This window comes from Mogibacterium pumilum (assembly GCF_002243385.1).
Lineage (GTDB): Bacteria > Bacillota > Clostridia > Peptostreptococcales > Anaerovoracaceae > Mogibacterium > Mogibacterium pumilum.
In genome coordinates this window covers 1,587,781-1,609,978 of the sequence record NZ_CP016199.1, presented here as the reverse complement: position 1 = coordinate 1,609,978, position 22,198 = coordinate 1,587,781, and the positions used below count along the sequence as shown (strand labels likewise).

The window sequence follows — 22,198 nt, the reverse complement described above, 5'->3', positions numbered from 1 at the left end:
AAGCAGAAGTACGGCATACCGAGGCAGCCAAGGCTCGTACAGAGCCTGAAGTCGGAGATAGTCTTCGGCGATGAATTTAATAATCCTGACGCTGTGAGAGGACTCGAAGAGTTCTCTCACATTTGGCTAATTTGGGGATTTTCGGACACCAAGATAGATATGACTGAGGAGCATCCAGCGTGGAAACCTGCCGTGAGGCCGCCGCGGCTTGGCGGGAATGTGCGCATGGGTGTATTTGCCACGAGGTCGCCATATAGACCAAACTCGCTTGGCATGTCTGCAGTTAAGCTTCTCGAGATAAGACATGATAATGGTCAGCTCAGCCTTATCGTCGAAGGTGCAGATCTCCTTGACGGTACGCCAATATATGACATCAAGCCGTATATCCCCTATAGCGATATCATCGCTGATGCAGAGGAAGGCTTTGCACATGCAGAGGAGACATCGATTGAAGTTGACTTTTCAGCAGAATTCCTGACAGAGGTTGATGAAGAATTCAGAGAACCGCTGATTAGAATCTTAGAGATGGATCCGCGCGATGCATACGATAGAGAGTCTGGAAAACCATCCAAGATGGTGTTTGCAAATGTAGATATAGAGTTCATATCACAGGACGGAAAGCTAGTGATTACAGGTATTAGGCGGCTTGATAGATGCAGATAGACTCAGGGAAATAGCAGTAAAACGATACACTGGAACATCACATAAATCATTTGAATGGGAAAGAATATGGATAACGACAAGATTATTACAGCGCGAATAGAGGATAAACTCGAGCAATGCGAGCGAGGTAGCTACATTACCACGACTGGCTTTCTCAATATGCACGAGCAATCGCTTGCCATGCGCGTCGTGAGAGGGAGAAGTGACGTCAAATCATTTTTCTATGGCGGATACGAAGATGCAGAGAGGCGAATTCTCATGTTCGTTCCAGACGGATATACGGATACTCTCGAGGGGGTACTGGAGATGATTTCACCGCTTTCGGTACTTCACATTAAGGTGACGACAAGTGGCAGAAAGCTCACACATAGGGATTATCTCGGTTCGGTGCTTTCGCTCGGACTGGACAGGTCGGTAATTGGCGATATCCTGGTTAATGACAACGGTGCCGACATGATCGTAAATTCGGAAATCATGGATTTCCTGCTATCCGAATTTCACAGCGCAGGCCACGCAAATCTCCAGATTACAGCCTCTGAAATCGAAGAGCTTGAAGTACCCGAGCAGAGGGTAAAAGCGGTTAGAGATACGCTTTCTTCGCCAAGACTAGACAACGTGGTATCGGCAGCATTTCATGTTTCGCGAAGCGAGGCAGTGAGAGCCATCAAAGGCGGTATCGTCTTTGTAAATCACGAGGAGGTCACCAAAATAGATAAGCGTGTTGATGAAGGTGACACGATAGTACTCCGTGGCAAAGGCAAGGCGGTACTTTACGAGCTTTCTGGGCTCTCCAAGAAGGGACGAATCTGGGCTGAGTTTAAGGTTTTCATTTAGGTAGTATGGAAATGAAACTGGAATCGTCTAGAAAATATAGTCTAATAGAACAAACATAACCAAGACATGCGTGCAAACACACATGCATAGAGATTACTCAATAGCCGTTTGAACTGGCTGCGTTCCGGTGTTACAATCAAAATGTAATAGATGTTTCTCTATAGGATTTTTTGAACGTAATAAATGTTTCTCTATAGGATTTTTTTGGAGGTAGACAAATGTTTGAATATACTGATATCAAGACTGCACCTGCAGCTCTAGGTCCATACTCACAGGCAGTGATGGCAGGAAATACACTTTATGCTTCTGGAGCAATCGGAATCGACCCTGAGACAGGAAAGTTCATGGGCGATGATGTACAGCGCCAGTGTGAGCAGGCTTGCAAAAATGTAGGCGAGATTCTGAAGGCTAACGGCATGACTTACGATAACGTAGTTAAGACCACTTGCTACATCCTCGATATGGCAGAGTTCAAGGATTTCAACGAAGTATACGCTAAGTATTTTACTTCCAAGCCAGCTAGGTCGTGCGTTGCAATAACAGCACTTCCAGCAGGAGCATTATGCGAAGTGGAAATTATTGCAGTGAAATAAAATTTGATAATTATTAATATTGCAGTGAAGTAAAATCCGTAATTAAAAATGCAATGAAGTGAAATTTTGTGAAACAAAATCAGTGAATAAAAATCATGTGGCGAAAAATCTGTATTGAAATTTTCAATGGCTGAAAATGCACTAACTTCGGAGCAGTAACTATGACAATCGACTGAATTTGCATAGCTGTAATATAAGTGACCGCCTGTAATTGCTTGCTGGCGGTTTTTTATTTGCAACTCCTATCAATCAGAATGGAAATTTCATGTATAATAGCCATTATGAAAGGAAGGGTTTATGAGCGACATTAAGGTTATTAGATTTGATAATTTGCACGATATAGAGCTAGCTCATGTGTTCGAGTGTGGTCAGTGTTTTAGATGGAACGAATGTGAGGACGGTTCCTATATAGGAGTTGCAGGAGGTCATGCAGCTCACGTATCGCTAGAGCATCATGGAGATAGTAGCTCGCTTATTATCGAGTGTACAGGCGGGAGTGAGAAGTACTGGCATAGCTATTTCGATCTTGATACGGACTACGGAGCTATGAAGAAAACTCTGCTCAAGGGAGAACCTAAGCTAGCAAGATCAATTGATGCGTGCCACGGTATCAGGATACTCAATCAAGACTATTGGGAGGTGCTCATCTCGTTCATAGTCTCACAGAATAACAATATCCCTAGGATTAAGAAATGCATCGAGTCTCTAGCGAAGAACTACGGTACCGAGATTGGTGAATTCATGGGAGAGATTAGATATGCATTTCCGACACCTGATCAGCTATCTAAGGCTACGCTTGAAGAGCTGGCAGACTTGAAGCTTGGATATAGAAACGCATATATAGTATCCGCACCTAAGCACTTTTCGGAGCATGGCATACCGACGGGAACTACGGAAGAGAAGCACAAGGCTCTATTATCATATCTTGGCGTCGGACCTAAGGTCGCAAACTGCATATTGCTATTCGGTCTCAGAGATTTTACAGCATTTCCTATAGATATCTGGATGAAGAAGATAATGGTTGACCTCTATGGATTTGACATCAAGGATATCAAGGGTATGCAGAAGTTTGCTGACGAGCACTTCGGAGAACTCGGTGGCATAGCGCAGCAGTATCTATTCTATTACTATAGAAGCATGCAGTGAAGATATTTTCACATTTAATTCATAGTGCCGTGTTGACAACATGTGGGGTGCTGAGTAAAATTATGTTATAGAGTTTAGCACTCTTAATAATCGAGTGCTAACAATTTGAATAAAACGTATGATCAGGAGGTTACAAATGAGTATAGGAATAAAGCCACTAGGCGCAAGAGTTGTTATTAAACGTAGTGAAGCACTTGAGAAGACTGAAGGTGGTCTGATACTATCGGCTAGTGCTAAGGAGAAGCCACAGGAGGCTGAGGTTCTCGCAGTAGGTCCAGGAACTGAAGACGAGAAGATGGAAGTAAAGGTTGGAGATAAGGTTATATTCTCGAAGTACGGTGGCACAGAGCTCAAGTATGGTGGCGAGGATTACATTATCATGAGCCAGAGGGATATCCTGGCAGTAATCGAGTAATTGATAAGCCTCTGTAGAGGTGTATTTAATCACTGTAAAGAGAGGCAGATATACATAATATCTATAAAGTCAGTAGTTTAAATTTAATCACGCACCTTGATTGGTGTATATATAGGAGGAAGCTAAAATGGCAAAGGATTTACATTATGGAGAGGAGTCAAGAAGAAAGCTCCTCGTAGGCGTAGACAAGCTTGCAGATACAGTTAAGATTACACTTGGACCTAAGGGTAGAAATGTTCTCATCGAGAGATCGTATGGATCTCCGCTTATTACTAACGACGGTGTTTCAATCGCTAAGGAGATTGAGCTCGAAGATCAGGTAGAGAACATGGGAGCTCAGCTAGTTAAGGAAGTTGCTACCAAGACTAACGATGTAGCTGGTGACGGAACTACTACGGCTACACTGCTTACACAGGCAATCGTTCGTGAGGGCTTCAAGAACGTAACTGCTGGTGCTAATCCAATGGTTCTCAAGAAGGGAATCAGCGGTGCTGTAGAGGTTGCAGTTGAGTATCTCAAGAACAGTGCGGTTAAGGTTGATGACAAGGAGAGCATCGCTCAGGTCGCTTCTGTTTCAGCAGGAGATAAAGAAATCGGTGAGCTAATCTCCGAAGCAATGGAGAAGGTAGGAACTGACGGCGTAATCACAGTTGAGGAGTCGAGATCTCTCGGCACTACACTTGATGTGGTTGAGGGTATGCAGTTTGACAGAGGATACCTATCGCCATATATGGCAGCTACATCTGAGAAGATGGAAGCAGTTCTTGAGAACCCATACATCCTTCTCACAGATAAGAAGATTTCCAACATTCAAGATCTCGTTCCACTTCTTGAGGACACCATGAAGTCGGGCAAGAAGCTGCTCATCGTTGCAGATGACGTAGATGGTGAAGCTCTCGCAACACTCGTAGTTAATAAGCTAAGAGGAACACTCGATGTAGTGGCTGTAAAAGCACCTGGATTTGGCGACAGAAGAAAGGCTATGATGGAGGATATTGCAATCCTCACAGGTGGTACTGTAATCAGCGAAGAGCTGGGATACGAGCTCAAGGAAGCTACTGTGGACATGCTCGGTAAGGCTGGAACTGTTAAGGTTAATAAGGATCACACAGTAATCGTTAACGGTGCTGGAGATAAGACTGAAATCGAAGATAGAGTTGATAAAATCAAGGGAGAGATTGAGGATTCGACTTCTGACTTCGATAGAGAGAAGCTGCAGGAGAGACTTGCTAAGCTAGTAGGCGGAGTTGCAGTTATCAATGCTGGAGCTGCTACAGAGACAGAGCTAAAGGATAAGAAACTTAGACTTGAGGATGCTCTCAACGCTACTAGAGCTGCAGTTGAGGAAGGCATCGTTGCAGGTGGTGGTACATCGCTTATCTGCGCAATCGATAAGGTTTCTGAGTATGCTGAAAGTCTGGACGGAGATATGAAGACTGGTGCTAGAATCGTAGTTAGAGCACTTGAGGAGCCAGTTAGACAGATTGCTGAGAACGCTGGATTTGAAGGCAGCGTAATCGTTGCCAAGGTTAAGGAGTCTAAGAAGGGCATAGGCTTTAACGCAGCAACAGAGGATTACGTAGACATGCTAGAAGCTGGTATCGTTGATCCGGTTAAGGTTACTAGATCTGCGCTCCAGAATGCTTCAAGTGTAGCAGGTATGCTTCTCACTACTGAGGCTGGAATTTCAGAGATTAAGGAAGATTTACCAGCTGCACCTGCAATGCCTGCAGGCGGCGGAATGGGCATGATGTAATAGGCGAGGGATATGGCAGCAAGAGCATCATCAAAGACGGATAGAGGAATAGCTGAACGCCTGATGGTCAGTCCGCTTTTTGAGAATATGACATTAGACGACGTGGAAAGCTGCTTCACATGCAGCGGTGCACTCTGCCTCTCATTCAAGAAGGGGGACATGATATTCACTGAAGAGGACGAACCAACCAAACTTCACATTCTTTTAGAGGGCGGAGTGAGAATTGGTTACGATTCATTCGACGGTAACAGGAGAGTCATCGGAAACTTCACGGATACGGGAGAGGTGTTTGGAGATATCCTGTTATTTCTCGGCAAAGAGAAGTACGGGGTATTCGCGCAAGCGACCTGTGATTCTAAAGTCATATCGCTCCCGCGTGACTTCATGTCAGGAACTTGCGGAAATGCTTGTGGCTATCACAATCAGCTGATTAATAACATGCTGATGAGCTTTGCGAGAAATGCCTACGCGCTAAATATGAGGCTCAGGATACTGTCTTGTCCGACCATCCGTCAGAAGATTGCCAAGATGCTACTTGTGTACAACGATAGGGACATGAGCAAGCCAATCAATATGACGAGAGAAGGTCTCGCTGAGTTCCTAGGCGTGACGAGACCGTCAGTTTCGAGAGAGCTGATGAAGATGCAGGACGATGGTTTAATCGATATAAAGGGGCGCAAGATATACGTCCTTGATCCTGCAGAAATCGAGGCACTTAACTGATACCCGAGTAAATGCGCATGTATAATTAATGCAGATATAATAAAATTGATGCATATGCATGCATTAATTCAAAAACAATACAAAAAGGATGGAACTGTAACATTGGTTACAGATTCCGTCCTTTTTTAATGGTATGCTTGTGGCACAAACTTAAAGCAAACAATCTATTAAAGCAAAAAACAAAAGACGTTATATAAGAGTTGAAAGGAGAAAACAGATGGAAAACCGTATGTTTTGTTATCAGTGTCAGGAGACCGCAAAGGGCACAGGATGTACTATGAGAGGAGTTTGCGGCAAGCTCCCTGAGACAGCAGCGCTACAGGATCTGCTCGTATACGTAACTAAAGGGCTTTCTGCAGTAACTACACAGCTAAGAGCTGAAGGCAAGGAAGTAAGTGAGCAGGTTAACCACCTAGTATCGCTTAACCTATTCACAACTATCACAAATGCTAACTTTGACGACGATGCAATTTCTGCTAAGATCGTTGAAACACTTACATGTAAGGAGCAGTTAATTAAGCAGCTTGACGACGGGGGCAAGCTTCCAGAGGCTGCTAAGTGGAACGGATGCGTTGGTGAGTTCGCTGCAAAGGCTGTTAGTCCAGAGGTTGGAGTACTCGCAACTGAGAACGAGGACATAAGATCTCTAAGAGAGCTAATCACTTACGGACTAAAGGGACTTTCCGCATACAGCAAGCACGCAAACGCTCTACTTAAGGACAACGTAGAGGTTGATGCATTTATGCAGAAGGCTCTAGCACTTACACTAGACGATTCTCTATCTGTAGATGACCTGGTTGCTCTTACACTAGAGACAGGTAAGTACGGTGTAGATGGCATGGCTCTACTCGATGAGGCAAACACATCTGCTTACGGACACCCGGAGATTACAAAGGTAGACCTCGGCGTTAGAAAGAACCCGGGAATCCTGATTTCGGGTCACGACTTAAGAGATCTCGAGATGCTTCTAGAGCAGACAGAGGGAACTGGTGTAGACGTATACACACACTCCGAGATGCTCGCAGGTCAGTACTACCCAGCATTCAAGAAGTATGATCACTTCGCTGGTAACTATGGAAATGCATGGTGGAAGCAGAAGGAAGAGTTCGAGAGCTTCAATGGACCAATCCTCATGACAACAAACTGCATCGTGCCACCGGCAGATAGCTACAAGGATAAGATCTTTACAACAGGTGCAGCTGGATACCCAGGATGCAAGCACATCAAGGGCGGATACGGTGAGACTAAGGACTTCTCCGAGATCATCGAGCTAGCTAAGAAGTGCCCAGCACCAACAGAGATTGAGACAGGAGAGATCATTGGTGGATTTGCACACGAGCAGGTATTTGCACTAGCAGATACAGTAGTTGAGGCAGTTAAGTCAGGCGCAATCAAGAAGTTCTTCGTAATGGCTGGTTGCGATGGCAGAATGAAGTCGAGAGACTACTACACAGAGTTTGCAAAGGCTCTACCTAAAGATACAGTAATCCTCACAGCAGGATGCGCTAAGTACAAGTACAACAAGCTAGACCTCGGAGACATCGGCGGGATTCCACGTGTACTCGACGCAGGTCAGTGCAACGACTCATACTCACTAGCACTTATCGCTCTTAAACTAAAGGAAGTATTTGGACTAGACGACGTTAACGAGCTACCAATCGCTTACAACATCGCTTGGTATGAGCAGAAGGCTGTAATCGTTCTTCTCGCACTTCTATACCTCGGTGTTAAGAACATCCACCTAGGACCAACACTACCAGGATTCCTCTCACCAAACGTTGCAAACGTACTCGTTGAGAACTTCGGAATCGCAGGAATCGGGTCAGTAGACGACGATATCAAGCTATTCCTCGGGAACTAGGAGGTATATATGAGTTTATTTCTAGGACCTATACATCAGTGGCTGTATGACAAAATCATATTCCAGGAAGACCTCACAGATGCTCTAATCGATGCCGGTAAGGCAGAGGGCTGGAGCGAGCTTACAGAGGAGCTTGCAAATGAGTGTCACAGCTACGATAGACGTCCGCTTGAAGAGGCGGTTGACCCTGACAACATTCACGGCAGCCTCCAGTCAAGAATTGCAGATGCAGAGTGCAGATATGCGAAGCTAGTTCAGACTATCGCAGCAGCAAACCCTGCAAGAGTAGAGGACTTAAAGAAGGCAGCGCGACGCTTCGGCGAGCTCAATGCGGTACCAGTTGGTACTAAGGTAGACGTAGCCTTTGGATACCTCAACAATACGCTTCTTGATGGAATGCCTTGTGACAATGTAAATGAGATGGTGGGCCAGACAAACGACTCTATCACATGGAGGCGCAATATGGACATTCACGCTCAGCACTGGGCTGATGAAGAGGATGAACTCTACTACGTGCTAAGAACAGAAATCGTGAGGGGAATGTTCGAGCCTGCAGGCCTCACATACGATGAGCCTCAGGAAGGAACTTACGAGATTAGAGCGTAACCGCAGCTAGTGATTACATACACAAATTAAATCATAAGGTTGTGGCTGGGCGATTCGTTCGGCCACAGCTTTTTTATTATATTTTCCGTCACAACCACTACCTAAAACCGACCCATTGTGCTATAATTTTCAATTAATATCTTTAATTACAATTTGATTTTTATATAGAAAGAGAGAGGTGCAAAATGGCAATCGTTCTAACAGAACCATCAAGAACATTTAGTGAGTACCTTCTAGTGCCTGGATATTCTAGCGCAGAAGCTAGGCCTGAGAATGTGTCGCTCGCGACTCCGATTACTAAATTCAAGAAAGGCGAGGAGCCTAAGATTAAGGCAAATATTCCACTTGTTTCCGCAGTAATGCAGGCTGTTTCTGATGATGGGATGGCGGTTGCATTAGCGAAGGAGGGTGGAATTTCTTTCATCTTTGGTTCTCAGTCAATCGAAAACCAGGCGGCAATGGTCAAGAAGGTTAAATCCTACAAGGCGGGTTTCGTACCTAGCGATACTAATGTAAAACCTGACAGTACACTTGCTGATGTCTTAGAAATTAAGAAGAACTCCGGACACTCGACAGTGGCGGTTACGGACGACGGAACAGGCCATGGCAAGCTAGTCGGCCTCGTTACAAGCAAGGACTACAGAGTTAGCAGACTCAGCACAGACACTAAGGTTTCTGAGTTCATGACACCTCTCGAGAACCTCGTGTACGGCAATGCTGGAATCACTCTATCCGAGGCTAATGATATCATCTGGGAGAACAAGGTTAACCAGCTGCCAATCGTGGACAAGGACGGATGCCTGGTAGCATTTGTATTTAGAAAGGACTATGATTCCCACAAACAGAATCCAAACGAGTTACTCGATGATAACAAGAGCTTCATCGTAGGTGCAGGAATCAACACTCGTGACTATGAGGAGAGAATCCCAGCGCTGGTAGATGCTGGTGTAGACGTGCTAACAATCGACTCATCCGAGGGATATTCTGAGTGGCAGGCTAGAACTCTTAAGTGGGTTAAGGAAAAGTACGGCGACACAGTTAAAATCGGTGCTGGTAACGTCGTAGATAAGGAAGGCTTCGACTTCCTCGCTAAGAGCGGCGCAGACTTCATCAAGGTTGGAATCGGCGGCGGATCCATCTGTATCACTAGAGAGCAGAAGGGAATCGGACGCGGACAGGCATCTGCAGTGCTCGAGGTTGCAGCAGCAAGAGACGAGTGGCTTGAGAAGACAGGTGAGTACATTCCAATCTGCTCCGACGGCGGAATCGTGTATGACTACCACATGACCCTAGCACTTGCTATGGGCGCGGACTTCATCATGCTGGGAAGATACTTTGCAAGATTCGACGAGTCACCATCCGCTAAGGTTATGGTAAATGGCAACTACATGAAGGAGTACTGGGGCGAAGGTTCTGCAAGAGCTCGTAACTGGCAGAGATACGACCTCGGCGGCGATAGTAAACTTAAGTTCGAGGAAGGTGTTGACTCCTACGTTCCATATGCAGGATCGCTGCACGATAACGTAAACCTCTCTCTGGAGAAGGTTAAATCGACAATGTGTAACTGCGGAGTTCTTTCAATTCCAGAGCTACAGCATAATTCCAAGCTCACACTAGTATCGGCGACAAGTATCATCGAGGGTGGAGCGCACGATGTTGTACTCAAGGACAACAGCGTGGCAACAGTAAGACGTTAGGAGCGATAATGGCTAACAAGATATTAATTATTGATTTTGGCGGACAGTACAACCAACTCATCGCCCGCAGGGTTCGTGAGCTCGGCGTGTACTCGGAAGTTCATAATTTTGAAAATGTAACAGTTGATAAGGTCAAGGAATTTGATCCATGCGGCATCATCTTCACAGGCGGTCCACAGTCCGCATATGGAGAGGGTGCACCGGCAATCGATAGAGGTGTGTTCGAGCTAGGACTACCAATCCTTGGCATCTGCTACGGCGCACAGCTGATGGCACACGTGCTGGGCGGTAAAATCGGAACAGCTCCGACGAGCGAGTACGGCCGCACCGATACAACAGTCGATAGCAAAGAAGGTCTATTTGCAGGACTCAGCGACGAGACCGTAACTTGGATGAGTCACACCGACTATATCAGTGAGGTTCCAGAAGGTTTCAAGATTACAGCGCATACAGAAAACTGCCCAGTTGCAGGCATGGAGGACAGGGCTAGGGGCTATTACGCAGTGCAGTTCCACCCGGAGGTTAACCATACAGCAGAGGGTACAGAGCTGCTCAGCAACTTCATACTAGGCGTGTGTAAGTGCGAGCAGGACTGGAAGATGGATTCCTTCGCTGAGAAGAAAATCGCAGAGGTGCGCGAGAAGGTTGGGGATGGCAAGGTGCTACTTGCACTCTCTGGCGGCGTTGATTCCAGCGTAGTTGCGGCACTTCTGGCAAAGGCAATCGGCAAGCAGCTGACCTGCGTGTTCGTGGACCACGGACTACTCCGTAAGGACGAGGGCGACCAGGTTGAAGAGATATTTGGCAGCAAGGGTGAGTACGACCTCAACTTCGTGCGTGTAAATGCTCAGGATAGATACTACGCAAAGCTCGCTGGCGTGACAGACCCAGAGACGAAGCGTAAGATCATCGGTGAGGAATTCATCCGTGTATTTGAAGAGGAAGCCAAGAAGATAGGCGCAGTAGATTTCCTAGCTCAGGGAACAATCTACGCAGACATCATCGAGAGCGGCCTCGGCAAGTCAGCAGTGATCAAGTCGCACCACAACGTGGGCGGATTACCAGACCACGTTGATTTCAAGGAAATCATCGAGCCACTCCGCATGCTGTTCAAGGACGAAGTGCGAGCACTAGGAAGAGAGCTCGGCCTCCCGGACTATCTGGTAGACCGTCAGCCATTCCCAGGACCAGGACTCGGCATCAGAATCATCGGCGAAGTTACAGCTGAGAAGGTTAAGATAGTGCAGGAGGCTGATGCAATCTACCGTGAAGAGATCGCAAAGGCGGGCCTCGAAGGCTCAATTAGCCAGTACTTCGCAGCTCTAACTAATATGAGGTCAGTCGGCGTAATGGGTGACTTCCGTACGTATGACTATGCGGTTGCGATCCGTGCGGTCGAAACAGTCGACTTCATGACAGCGGAGGCAGTAGAAATCCCATGGTCAGTGCTGCAGAAGGTGATGAATAGAATAATAAATGAGGTGGATCACGTGAATAGGGTGTTCTACGATCTGACCTCGAAGCCGCCGGGAACGGTGGAGTTTGAATAGTTAAAAATAGGTTCTAAAGCCTTATTAATAGCCGTTTTGTGAGTGTCGTGCTTGCAATATATCACCTGAAGAATAATTCTTTGGGTGATGTATTGGTATTTTAAAATGCTACAGGAAGTTTCCCGTAGCATTATTTCTTACAGCAAATTGTTTTTTTTCCAAGTCTTCAATTCTCTTTTTTAGAATCCTATAACGAATAAGAGCTTCAAATTATTTTCTTTGTAAGTCGAGAGTAATCAAGTAGTTAGTTTTTTGAATAGAAAAGTTTTATTTGTCTTAAGTCACATATAAATTCATCATACCTATTATAGTCGCGATAAAATATATCTTTTGCAATAGGTGCGAAAGAAAATATGAGTGAAAAAATTAGTAAAATTAAGATTATTGTTGATACCGCCATATTAAGCATCTGTGTTTCTGCAGTTGACTCGCTAATCTTCCTGGCAACAAATATAATGATAGGGATAATGATTGAGCCTAATAATTTAAAAGGTTTTTTAAATTGCGACAAGTAATCACATTTTATTTGTTCATATTTTGCCTTCTCGATTAGCATATCAAGTGAATCTAAATTTTTAATGTCAATATTATATTTTTTTAAAATCTCAATTATCTTATTCATTCGTTTTTCCGAGTAAGGAATATAATGCTTTTCAAGCATTTCTTTAGTATTACTTTTTTGAGAATCAATTATAAAGAATATTATAAGTGAAAAAAAGCTTAATCCAGCAGGAATAAATGAAAATAAATTATGTATAAATATTAGCATAATACCACTGATAATAATTCCGGTAAGAAAGATGACAAGAAAAACTTTTCTGTATAGCGGTAGCTTAGTGAAACGTATAGTACTCTTTGTGTCTTTTAAACATACTTTATAACTGATAAATAAATCGCAAAATCTCATATATATACCTCGCTTTTGTATATTACAGCATTCTATTAAAAATATAACAAATTAGTATCTTTTAAGTATTCAATTTTCTTTTTTATAATCTCATTTCTTGACAGTTCTTCAAACTCTTTCTGTGTTAGTGGTAGAGAGTAATATTCTACAGATTTATTTTCATGGAATCAAACTATTCTTTTGTAATAGAGTATGACTCCAAGTCGAACAGATTATCAGACAATTCTTTTAGGATATTGCATATGTCAGCATTAAAAGCATGCTCTTTATCATTACCATAGAATACAAGCTTAACATTCCATTTATTTTCTTCTGTTTCAATATCATTATTGGGAAATTTGTCTTCCACAATTATTTCAAATCCGATTTCTTTTTTCATTGCCAGTTCATACATAAATAATACAAAATCTCTCATGCTTGAAAGACCGAAAGTATAGTCACTTCTTCCGGCAAGCCAGTCTAAAGATACATTGCATTTATCGGCAATCTCTATAAGCACATCTATTGTAGGATTATTTTTCCATTTTCATATGCAGACATAGAAGGCTGAGGTATTCCTAAAAACTCAGCAGATTTTTTTGTGTTTTTTTATTTATAGAACGAAGATATTTCAATCGTTCCGATACAGTTTATTATTCATATTACAATCCCCTATATTCATTATATCAAATCGTATACTAAACATAAAAAGAAATACGGATAAAAATTAGAAAAAAGGCTATTGACTTCTGGAGTTGTAACATATAAGTAGAGTCTGTAAATCCACCAAATTCTCATGGTAGTATATCAATGAAAGGATTGGTGATAATATGCAATACGACAATTCATTCAAGCAGGAAGCCCTCGAAATTTCAGTCGAGATTGGTGCCAGAAAGGCTGCAGAGAAGCTTGGCATTCCATATTACACACTTGCTGATTGGCGATACATCCGAAAGCATCAAGGTGTTCATATTTTGTAGGCAGTGGTTACAAACGTAAACCTGTCGACGAGAAAGATCGTCGGATACAGGAGCTTGAAGCCGAACTGCGTGAAACCAAGCGAGCCAATGATATACTCAAGGAGGCCCTCGGTTTTTTCGGCATCTATACAGACCATCATTGATGAGTCTGTATTCAATGACAACTATGGAGTTCTACGTATGCAGATGACTCTTGCACTAAGAGGGCCAAAGTTAGTATACACAGGCTCAGACGGATCATGTTCAAAATATGACTAATCCATGAACGAAAGCGCAGACCTAAGGGTCTGACCAAAGCTACAACCGAGATTCAGGAGAAGGAAAACCTGATTCGACAGGATTTCTCAGAAGATAAGCCATATACCAAGCTGATTACAGATATGTCTCAGATTCGATGTATCGATGGTGAACTTTGCATTTCACTGATCATCGACTGCTTTAATGGGGAGATTCTATCGCTCATCAAGCGTTATAACATAAAGAAAGAATTATGTATCGATACTGTTAAAACTGCACGGATTAGATACCCAATCAGTGGGGTGACCTTGCATTTAGATAGAGGAAGCCAATATACAAGCGACGGTTTCAGAGCAATACTGCCAGCAAATAACATACAACAAAGTCTAAGTGGCATTGATCACTATTATGACAATGCCAGAATAGAGAGGTTCTTCGCTACTTTGAAGAAGGAGCTCCTGTATCGTATCCCGACATACAGAATGAAGATGTTAGAAGTAAAGCCCTGGATCTTCAAGTATGTATTTACTTACTACAATACGGTATGAATATATGCATCTAATTCGAGCGGACTTCCTCCGACAGAATATAGAATGATGCTGCTCGACGAAGCCCTAGCGACTTAAATCTTTTTAGGAGGGGGTACTGCACTTTCCTTGACATTTCGCCAACTATCTAAATCCTAAAAACTTTGATTACTCTTAAAATCACAATCCATAAGAAATAGTGTATAAATAAAATACAAACTGATGTATTTAATATCGTACAAACCAAAAAGCTCAGTGATATAATAATTTTGTATTTTCTTGTCTACTGATTTTTTGACGCTGGTAGATCAAATCGATAACATCCCATATTGATTATTGTTCTCTTTAAAAAGTTATGATTGAACAATAGGATACGAGAATCTCTAGTAGTCATTTGGTCACTAATATCATATAGAAAGTGTAAAGACGAAGCTATTGAAACAATAGAAAAGAGGTCTGTAACAATATGAGATAATTTGGATATTAAATTTATAAGTTTTACAAAGATAGATAGTACTAGAAAGATTTGTTTATAGTAAGATTTATTTTTATATATTGTAGTTTCAATTAAACGGGGGATAAGTTATATGTGTTTAAATGAAGAAATGAAAAATGTAGCAGCTATAGTTACCTTTAGACAATTATACGATGATGGAAAACATGATATATATGAGATTATGTCAAAATTTATTGAGTCTATTGTAATTTCAGAAAAGAAATATTATTTTGAACTTATTGAGATGTCGGAATTATTAAAAAATCATTATGGATTTAAAATTCCAGATTATGTTATAAAAACTTCGATAAAAAAATTAAATTTTGTAAAAAAAGAAAGTAATAGTTATATTGTTGATTATAATCAGGTAGAAGAAAGTAACTTTATACATGATTATGAAGCTGCAGCATATGATAATGAAATGGTTTTTAATGAGCTATGTGAATTTGTAGAGGCTCATAGAGGGATATTATCTAAACAAGATAAGCAAGTCTTGAGTAAAGAGTTTTGTTACTTTTTACTTGAAGACTCAAATGCAGATAAATACTCCGATTTAATCAGTGCTTTTATATTAAAAAAAGCCGAGATACATGATGATTTACAGATCCGAAAGATTAAAGAAGGTGCTATTTTATATGCTGGTATCAATTATAATAGCAATATATCAGATAGAGCTGCATGGAAAGAAGATATTAATATTTATGTTGAGAATGAAATTTTGTTTCATTTAGCTGGATATAATGGAGAAGTTTTTAAAAGGATAGCAAGTGATTTAATGACACTTGTTTCTGAAATGAACTCAAAGAGTAAGAAGAAAGTAATTAAAGTTAATTATTTTGAAGAAGTTGAAAAAGAGATTGACGATTACTTTGCAAAAGCACAGCATATTGTTAAAGGCCATGACATAGTTTCGACGGATAATAACGCTATGAAGAAAATAGTTGAAGGATGTAAAACAGGAGCTGATGTTATAGATAAAAAAGTAAAATTTAATCGCCTAATAGCACAATATGGAATAACGAAAGCAAAAGAATACGATTACTATAATGAGAGAAATCATAAATATAATGTGGAAAGCAGGGAAATGTTTAATGAATTTGATATAGCTGATGATAAAGATAGGTATCTCAAGCATTTAAATTATATTAGCATTTTAAGAAAAAACAATAATACAAATGATTTAAAAAAGGCGAGACATATTATTCTTACCGAAACAAAAAAGATTTTGAGTATTTCAAATAGCCTATGTGGAGAAAAACTTCCATTTGCTATAAACATATTTACGTTAACAAATAGACTTTGGTATGATTTAAATAAGGGGTTCGGAGCAAAAGATCTTCCTGCAAGCTTCGATATCTTAACTAAATCACAGATTATATTATCAAGCTTACTTACACAATCTATAACAGATAAGTATGAAAAAACAAAGAAGGAATATCAAAATAAAAAAATTGATAAAGAACAAATGATACAAATGTTTGTAAGTCTTCGAGAAGAATCAAAGAAACCAGAAGACATTACAACTTCAAATGTTGAAGATGTTTTAGAGTCAATAAGTGAAGAAGATATAGCAATTTATAAAAATGAAAAAGAAAAGCTGCGTAGCGATTTGTTCGAAAGGAATAATGAAATTGAGGAATTGCATTCGGATATTGTAAATAAAGATGAACTTATTTCCTCAGCCTTGGATGAAAAGAAGGAAGAGTTAAGGGAATTAGAAGAAAAGAAATGCAGAGCAGATAAGAAAATAAAATTATATACAGATATATTGTTATTACTTATTCCAGTATTTTTTGTTATATATGTATATGCATGCTTTGTAATCTCAAGCAAATTTACGACCGGAGTGCGTATATTTATTGAGTTTTGCTTGCCAGTTATGCCAGCTATTATAACTGTTTTTTATAAAAAAACAGTTAATCTACAATCATTATTTCAATCCGTGAAAAATACAGTTGTGAAATTGGTAACATGTCATACATATAAAAAACATGGTGTTAATACTGAAAAAATTGAAAAGTTGAAAAAGGATATTCAGAGCTTTAGTGGAGTATTATAACTATCATTGAAAAATCAACTGTTAAATTATTTAATGTAAAAAATCCACGGAGACAAACAATGACCACCACAACTCAAGAAAAATACGAACTAACCATCACAGCTGACAACTTAATTTCAACGGATACAAGGTTTAATATAGATAACCTAAACCTAGGTGACAACTACGAACCTATAGATGCATATTATGTAACTTCTGATAATGAGTTGATCAGAAGGAAAAGAAATAAAGGGGAGCAACGTATATCTAATCAAACGCTTCCTCGTCTTGCTATGCAGATTTTCGAAAGAAAACTCATAGCATTGTCAAAGGAAGACAAGAAGGAGTTTCCTATCTGTAAGTACAGCCCTGGGCAGGCACTTATTAGGGGTATTTTTTCAAGTGTAGAAGAATATCGAGATTACAAGAAATCAGTTGAGTATTTAATCTACAGACGAGAGGGTGGTCCACAATTTGTCATTTATTCATGGAACATGTTTTCAACACTGCGATTTGTTCAAGAGTGTGTAAAGAGATTTGGAAAACAAGGAGAGAAGTTTGTCCTAATATATAGGGACAAAACCGAAAAAACGAAGAAAAATGGCGAATTTGAAAAAATAATCATTGATGATACAGTAAAGACTTTGATTGAGTGCAAAATCCCATATTCCAAATTACTACTAGAATCAAAAAATCTCATCTTCAGAGGGGCACCAGGCACTGGCAAATCTTATCTTGCCAAGCAGATCGCTGCCGACATAATAAGTAACGGTTACACAGATAAATGGGCTGATCTAACAGAGGAGCAAAGAAGACAAGTCGAGTTTGTTCAGTTCCATCCAAGCTATGATTATTCAGATTTTGTTGAAGGTCTAAGACCTAAAATGAATGAAGATGGAAGCATGGGATTTGAGCTGCAGGACGGTATATTTAAAAGCTTTGTAGATAGAGCACGACGAAACTTCGAAGATTCTCAGAAGCCTATAGATGTAAGAGAGAAAGAAATATCTTCTAACACCGCTCTCGAGGAATTCTTTGCAGATATTGAGTTCGGAGAAGAAGAATTTAAAACTATAAAGGGAAATAAATTTACTATCACCAATATGGATGATAGGCATATTTACCTTGCAATACCAGGCAATGAAACGGTAAATAAACTTAGCCTAAATATAGATGAATTACGAAAGATGCTTGAGTCTGGACTCGACTTCAATAAAGTAAGTGATATCACGAAGTTCTTTGGTAAGCAGTTCGGTACCCAGAATTACTCGTATGATTTCGCTTTATTTAAAGCCATCAAAGAAGCTGGGAAGATTAACCGAAGGGCAAAAGTAGAAGCAGAACCTTTAAAGAAATACATCTTCATCATCGATGAGATAAACCGTGGCGAGATTTCAAAAATCCTCGGCGAGCTATTCTTTGCAATAGATCCAGGATATCGTGGACAAGCTGGTGAAGTTGCAACAAAGTACTCAAATATGCACGATAACCAAGATGAGAAGTTCTACATCCCTGAGAATGTCTATATCATAGGCACTATGAACGATATAGACAGGTCTGTAGATAGCTTCGATTTTGCTATGCGCAGAAGGTTTAGATTTGTTGAGGTGAGAGCTGAATCTACACAGGATATGCTCGATACAATAGCCGATGAAGACACTAAGAATGAGGCAATTGCAAGGATGGATAGACTGAATGCTGAGATTCTCAAAGTAGAGGGCCTAAACGAGAACTATCAGATTGGTGCTTCGTATTTCCTTAAGCTAAAGTATCTGAATTTCAATGACTTTTGGACTGACTACCTTGAGCCACTACTGCAAGAATATGTGCGTGGTCTCTATGACGAAAAGGGCATCATGAAAAGGTTTGCTAGAGCATATGGATATTTTGCCCTAGATGAAGGTGCTACAGATGAAGCAGCTCAAAATTAAGGATAATCAATACCTGCCAAAAGAGGATTTTTATCAAGTAAAATCCATAGTCTCGCACGTTTCCGACAAGACGCTGGAGCAGCTTGAACGAGAGGGTGTATTCGTATTTCCTGAGATTATCAAGGATGCGGAAGACATAACCAAGGATCAGATGATTCTACAAAGCTGTAACGGTATGTATTGCTCTGGAAACGTCATGGGCTTCCTCGGATCGGGCGATGAACGTCTTGTAATCGAATCTAGATTTAGCCGTGGTGATAATGACTATTTCTTCCAGTACCTATTAGAAAAGGTACTGGATTTTCCTAATTTCATAAGTCTTGATACGAACGCTAATCAGGAAGAGCGGATGTTTAATCTGCTGCTTTTCCTGTTTCCTCATTACCTCAAAGTTGCTGCTAGAAAGGGCGCATTCAAGACATACATACACAATAAATACAATGATGACAACGTTCGGGGAACTATTGATATTGCTAGACATATCAAAAATAATATTCCATTTGTAGGTGATATCGCATACAACCAGAGAGAATACTCATTTGATAATTATCTCATGGAGCTAATAAGGCACACTATTGAACATATCAAGAGTAAATCATATGGCTACAATCTTCTTAACAAAGTAAAGGACGAGGTGAAGCTCGTTATATACGCCACTCCTAAATACAGGGCGACAGATAGAAGGCGCGTTCTCGAAGCAAACAGGAAAAACACTATTCGTCACGCGTACTATCACGAATATAGGGACCTTCAAAGATTATGTATATTGATACTGCAAAATCAGAAACACAAGTTCGGCGACGGACACCGAAAAGTTTACGGCATACTGTTCGATGGTGCGTGGCTGTGGGAAGAATACATTAATTCCCTTATCGACGATATGTTCTATCATCCAATGAATAAGTCTGGCACTGGCGCACAGAGGCTATTTGGCGGCGGTATTGGTTTGATTTATCCAGATTTCATAGGAAGGAATCAAGCTGATAGAGTCATTGCCGATGCTAAATATAAGCCGATTGATAATATCGGGAACAAAGACTATCTGCAGGTACTCGCATATATGTTCAGATTCGATTCTAAACGCGGATACTATCTATATCCTGACTCAACTGATTCGGGCAGTAAATGCTTAATGATGAATGAAGGCTCGACATATGAGGGGGATGTATCAGCTAGAACGGATATTAGTATTACCAAGCTTGGGTTGAAGGTTCCGAGTGAGTCATTGAATTATAATGAATTTACTAAACAGATTAATCATAGCGAAAAAGAATTTATAAATGCGATCAAAAAAGCATATTAAAAACAATATATTTTTATAAATATGATAGAATACTAAATAATATAGAAACATTTAGCATAATTAAAGAAAGGTAACCCTAATGGCAAAGAAGAACAATACTAATATAGGCTTTGAAAAGCAGATTTGGGATGCAGCTTGTGTTCTTTGGGGGCACATTCCTGCTGCTGAATATAGGAAGGTAATTGTAGGTCTTATTTTTCTTCGTTACATTTCTAGTGCATTCGAAAAACGCTATGAGGAACTTTTAAATGAAGGTGATGGATTTGAGAATGACAGAGATGCGTATGTAGAAGAAAATATTTTCTTTGTACCAGAAGAAGCTCGCTGGAGTAAGATTTCATCTGCCGCACACACACCTGAAATCGGTACAGTAATTGATGATGCTATGAGGGCAATTGAAAAAGAAAATACAAGCTTGAAGAATGTATTACCTAAAAATTATGCTAGCCCAGATTTGGATAAAAGAGTACTGGGTGAAGTTGTAGACCTATTTACAAATGAAGTAAAAATGGATGGAACTGAGGCAAGTAAAGATTTACTTGGTAGGACATATGAGTATTGTATTGCTCAGTTTGCTGCTTATGAAGGAACTAAGGGTGGTGAATTTTATACACCTTCAAGCATAGTAAAAACAATTGTGTCCATACTAAAACCTTTTAATAACTGCCGTGTATATGATCCTTGTTGCGGTAGTGGTGGTATGTTTGTGCAAAGTGAGAAGTTTGTACAGGCACATAGTGACAATAGGGGCAATATCTCTGTATATGGTCAGGAATCTAATGCAGATACGTGGAAGATGGCTAAAATGAATATGGCCATAAGAGGTATTGATGCTAATTTTGGTTCTTATCATGCGGATACCTTCTTTAATGACATTCATAAAACACTTAAGTCAGATTTCATAATGGCAAATCCCCCATTTAATCTATCCAATTGGGGTGCAGATAAATTAAAGGAAGATGTCAGATGGAAATATGGAATGCCTCCATCAGGTAATGCAAACTATGCGTGGATACAGCATATGATTCATCACCTTGCGCCGAATGGGAAAATAGGTTTGGTACTCGCCAATGGAGCATTATCATCACAATCTTCTGGTGAAGGAGAAATAAGGAAAAAGATTATAGAAGACGATCTTGTTGAAGGAATTGTGGCCTTGCCAACTCAGTTGTTTTATAGTGTTACAATTCCCGTTACACTATGGTTTATCACTAAAAATAAAAAGCAAAAAGGAAAGACACTGTTTATAGATGCCAGAAAAATGGGCTTCATGGTCGATAGAAAGCACCGAGATTTTACTGAAGGCATCCAAGAGGATGGAAGTCTTGGAGATATCGATTTACTAGCAAAAACATTCGAAGATTTTCAGAATGGAGAATTAGAGGAGGAAAAAGGATTTTCTGCTATAGCAACAATAGACGATATAGCAAAACAAGACTATATCTTAACTCCTGGACGATATGTTGGAATTGAAGAACAAGAAGATGACGGAGAGCCGTTTGAAGAGAAGATGAAGAGACTAACATCGGAGCTTTCTGATATGTTTAAGAAATCTCATGAATTAGAGGAGGAGATTAAGAAGAATCTAGGAGCAATTGGGTATGAAGTTTAAAAGATACACTCTTTCTGAGTTAGCAACTATTAAATATGGAAAGAACCAGAAAAAAGTTGTTACAGATGAGAAGATAATTCCTATTTATGGAACTGGTGGATTGATGGGATATGCTACTACGTCTCTTTACGATAAGCCATCTGTCTTGATTGGTAGAAAGGGGTCAATAGGTAAGGTCAAATATGTAGAACATCCATTCTGGACAGTCGATACACTTTTCTATACTGTAATTAATACTGATATTGTTATTCCTAAATATTTATTCTATTCTATGTTGCTTATAGACTTAAATATTTATAATGAAGGAACAACAATTCCAAGCTTGAGAACGGAAACTCTTAATA

At 40.5% G+C, this 22,198-nt stretch carries 20 protein-coding genes; 18 read left to right on the top strand and 2 right to left on the bottom strand.

Translation table 11 applies throughout. From position 1 onward, the window contains the following. The 11 genes from tsaA to guaA form a co-directional block, all read left to right on the top strand. On the top strand, positions 1-663 hold a 663-nt coding region (gene tsaA, locus AXF17_RS07715; RefSeq protein ID WP_094234773.1), incomplete at its 5' end, for a tRNA (N6-threonylcarbamoyladenosine(37)-N6)-methyltransferase TrmO. A gap of 66 nt (positions 664-729) precedes the next feature. Continuing rightward, positions 730-1,497, top strand: a complete 768-nt coding sequence (locus AXF17_RS07710; RefSeq protein WP_157682597.1) for a YlmH family RNA-binding protein — start codon at positions 730-732, stop codon at positions 1,495-1,497. A gap of 218 nt (positions 1,498-1,715) precedes the next feature. After that, a complete protein-coding gene (locus tag AXF17_RS07705; protein ID WP_094234512.1) occupies positions 1,716-2,090 on the top strand; it encodes a Rid family detoxifying hydrolase in 375 nt (124 codons plus the stop codon). Between the two features lie 297 nt (positions 2,091-2,387). After that, positions 2,388-3,236, top strand: coding sequence for a DNA-3-methyladenine glycosylase family protein (locus AXF17_RS07700; protein WP_094234511.1), 849 nt, complete (start codon positions 2,388-2,390; stop codon positions 3,234-3,236). 142 nt (positions 3,237-3,378) lie between these two features. Next, positions 3,379-3,651 carry a co-chaperone GroES gene (locus tag AXF17_RS07695; protein WP_094234772.1) on the top strand — a complete coding sequence of 91 codons (273 nt, stop codon included), beginning with the start codon at positions 3,379-3,381 and terminating at the stop codon, positions 3,649-3,651. A 127-nt stretch (positions 3,652-3,778) separates the two neighbouring features. Beyond that, positions 3,779-5,407 carry a chaperonin GroEL gene (gene groL / locus AXF17_RS07690; RefSeq protein WP_094234510.1) on the top strand — a complete coding sequence of 543 codons (1,629 nt, stop codon included), beginning with the start codon at positions 3,779-3,781 and terminating at the stop codon, positions 5,405-5,407. Positions 5,408-5,419: 12 nt separating this feature from the next. Further along, positions 5,420-6,130 carry a Crp/Fnr family transcriptional regulator gene (locus AXF17_RS07685; protein WP_094234509.1) on the top strand — a complete coding sequence of 237 codons (711 nt, stop codon included), beginning with the start codon at positions 5,420-5,422 and terminating at the stop codon, positions 6,128-6,130. A gap of 217 nt (positions 6,131-6,347) precedes the next feature. Beyond that, on the top strand, positions 6,348-7,991 hold the full coding sequence (hcp, locus tag AXF17_RS07680; protein WP_094234508.1) for a hydroxylamine reductase: 1,644 nt from the start codon (positions 6,348-6,350) through the stop codon (positions 7,989-7,991). A gap of 9 nt (positions 7,992-8,000) precedes the next feature. Next, complete coding sequence (locus tag AXF17_RS07675; protein WP_094234507.1) at positions 8,001-8,597, top strand: hypothetical protein; 597 nt, start codon at positions 8,001-8,003, stop codon at positions 8,595-8,597. Positions 8,598-8,782: 185 nt separating this feature from the next. Further along, positions 8,783-10,294, top strand: a complete 1,512-nt coding sequence (locus AXF17_RS07670) for an IMP dehydrogenase (RefSeq protein WP_094234506.1) — start codon at positions 8,783-8,785, stop codon at positions 10,292-10,294. A gap of 8 nt (positions 10,295-10,302) precedes the next feature. Further along, positions 10,303-11,844 carry a glutamine-hydrolyzing GMP synthase gene (gene guaA, locus AXF17_RS07665; RefSeq protein WP_094234505.1) on the top strand — a complete coding sequence of 514 codons (1,542 nt, stop codon included), beginning with the start codon at positions 10,303-10,305 and terminating at the stop codon, positions 11,842-11,844. A gap of 244 nt (positions 11,845-12,088) precedes the next feature. Here the strand turns inward: guaA and AXF17_RS07660 are convergent, their stop codons facing one another. Both AXF17_RS07660 and AXF17_RS09610 read right to left on the bottom strand, forming a co-directional pair. After that, positions 12,089-12,613 (bottom strand): hypothetical protein, encoded by a 525-nt coding sequence (locus tag AXF17_RS07660; protein WP_237049040.1) that lies wholly within the window; start codon positions 12,611-12,613, stop codon positions 12,089-12,091. A gap of 310 nt (positions 12,614-12,923) precedes the next feature. Further along, a complete protein-coding gene (locus AXF17_RS09610; protein ID WP_237049039.1) occupies positions 12,924-13,250 on the bottom strand; it encodes a hypothetical protein in 327 nt (108 codons plus the stop codon). A gap of 310 nt (positions 13,251-13,560) precedes the next feature. Here AXF17_RS09610 and AXF17_RS09605 point away from each other — a divergent pair, with 310 nt between their 5' ends. The 7 genes from AXF17_RS09605 to AXF17_RS07625 all read left to right on the top strand — a co-directional run. Continuing rightward, positions 13,561-13,710 (top strand): hypothetical protein, encoded by a 150-nt coding sequence (locus AXF17_RS09605; protein WP_157682596.1) that lies wholly within the window; start codon positions 13,561-13,563, stop codon positions 13,708-13,710. A 257-nt stretch (positions 13,711-13,967) separates the two neighbouring features. Beyond that, positions 13,968-14,495: a DDE-type integrase/transposase/recombinase gene (locus tag AXF17_RS07650; RefSeq protein ID WP_330398560.1), complete on the top strand. Its 528-nt coding sequence runs from the start codon at positions 13,968-13,970 to the stop codon at positions 14,493-14,495. Between the two features lie 566 nt (positions 14,496-15,061). Continuing rightward, positions 15,062-17,029: a hypothetical protein gene (locus tag AXF17_RS07645; protein WP_094234502.1), complete on the top strand. Its 1,968-nt coding sequence runs from the start codon at positions 15,062-15,064 to the stop codon at positions 17,027-17,029. Positions 17,030-17,088: 59 nt separating this feature from the next. Then, a complete protein-coding gene (locus AXF17_RS07640) occupies positions 17,089-18,939 on the top strand; it encodes an AAA family ATPase (protein WP_094234501.1) in 1,851 nt (616 codons plus the stop codon). After that, positions 18,920-20,242, top strand: coding sequence for a 5-methylcytosine restriction system specificity protein McrC (locus AXF17_RS07635; RefSeq protein ID WP_094234500.1), 1,323 nt, complete (start codon positions 18,920-18,922; stop codon positions 20,240-20,242). The genes AXF17_RS07640 and AXF17_RS07635 overlap by 20 nt, the downstream gene beginning before the upstream one ends. A 79-nt stretch (positions 20,243-20,321) precedes the next feature. Then, positions 20,322-21,854: a type I restriction-modification system subunit M gene (locus AXF17_RS07630; RefSeq protein WP_094234499.1), complete on the top strand. Its 1,533-nt coding sequence runs from the start codon at positions 20,322-20,324 to the stop codon at positions 21,852-21,854. Next, the coding region (locus AXF17_RS07625) for a restriction endonuclease subunit S (RefSeq protein ID WP_207651552.1) at positions 21,844-22,198 on the top strand (355 nt) is incomplete at its 3' end. The genes AXF17_RS07630 and AXF17_RS07625, both read left to right, overlap by 11 nt.

Excerpts from the sequence above, each read along its gene's own strand:
- AXF17_RS07670 (WP_094234506.1), top strand. The coding sequence starts at position 8,783 with ATGGCAATCGTTCTAACAGAACCATCAAGAACATTTAGTGAGTACCTT.
- AXF17_RS07705 (WP_094234512.1), top strand. The coding sequence starts at position 1,716 with ATGTTTGAATATACTGATATCAAGACTGCACCTGCAGCTCTAGGTCCA.
- AXF17_RS07710 (WP_157682597.1), top strand. The coding sequence starts at position 730 with ATGGATAACGACAAGATTATTACAGCGCGAATAGAGGATAAACTCGAG.
- guaA (WP_094234505.1), top strand. The coding sequence starts at position 10,303 with ATGGCTAACAAGATATTAATTATTGATTTTGGCGGACAGTACAACCAA.
- AXF17_RS07645 (WP_094234502.1), top strand. The coding sequence starts at position 15,062 with ATGTGTTTAAATGAAGAAATGAAAAATGTAGCAGCTATAGTTACCTTT.
- AXF17_RS09605 (WP_157682596.1), top strand. The coding sequence starts at position 13,561 with ATGCAATACGACAATTCATTCAAGCAGGAAGCCCTCGAAATTTCAGTC.
- AXF17_RS07675 (WP_094234507.1), top strand. The coding sequence starts at position 8,001 with ATGAGTTTATTTCTAGGACCTATACATCAGTGGCTGTATGACAAAATC.
- AXF17_RS07640 (WP_094234501.1), top strand. The coding sequence starts at position 17,089 with ATGACCACCACAACTCAAGAAAAATACGAACTAACCATCACAGCTGAC.
- hcp (WP_094234508.1), top strand. The coding sequence starts at position 6,348 with ATGGAAAACCGTATGTTTTGTTATCAGTGTCAGGAGACCGCAAAGGGC.
- AXF17_RS07630 (WP_094234499.1), top strand. The coding sequence starts at position 20,322 with ATGGCAAAGAAGAACAATACTAATATAGGCTTTGAAAAGCAGATTTGG.
- AXF17_RS07635 (WP_094234500.1), top strand. The coding sequence starts at position 18,920 with ATGAAGCAGCTCAAAATTAAGGATAATCAATACCTGCCAAAAGAGGAT.
- AXF17_RS07685 (WP_094234509.1), top strand. The coding sequence starts at position 5,420 with ATGGCAGCAAGAGCATCATCAAAGACGGATAGAGGAATAGCTGAACGC.
- groL (WP_094234510.1), top strand. The coding sequence starts at position 3,779 with ATGGCAAAGGATTTACATTATGGAGAGGAGTCAAGAAGAAAGCTCCTC.
- AXF17_RS07660 (WP_237049040.1), bottom strand. The coding sequence starts at position 12,613 with ATGCTAATATTTATACATAATTTATTTTCATTTATTCCTGCTGGATTA.
- AXF17_RS07700 (WP_094234511.1), top strand. The coding sequence starts at position 2,388 with ATGAGCGACATTAAGGTTATTAGATTTGATAATTTGCACGATATAGAG.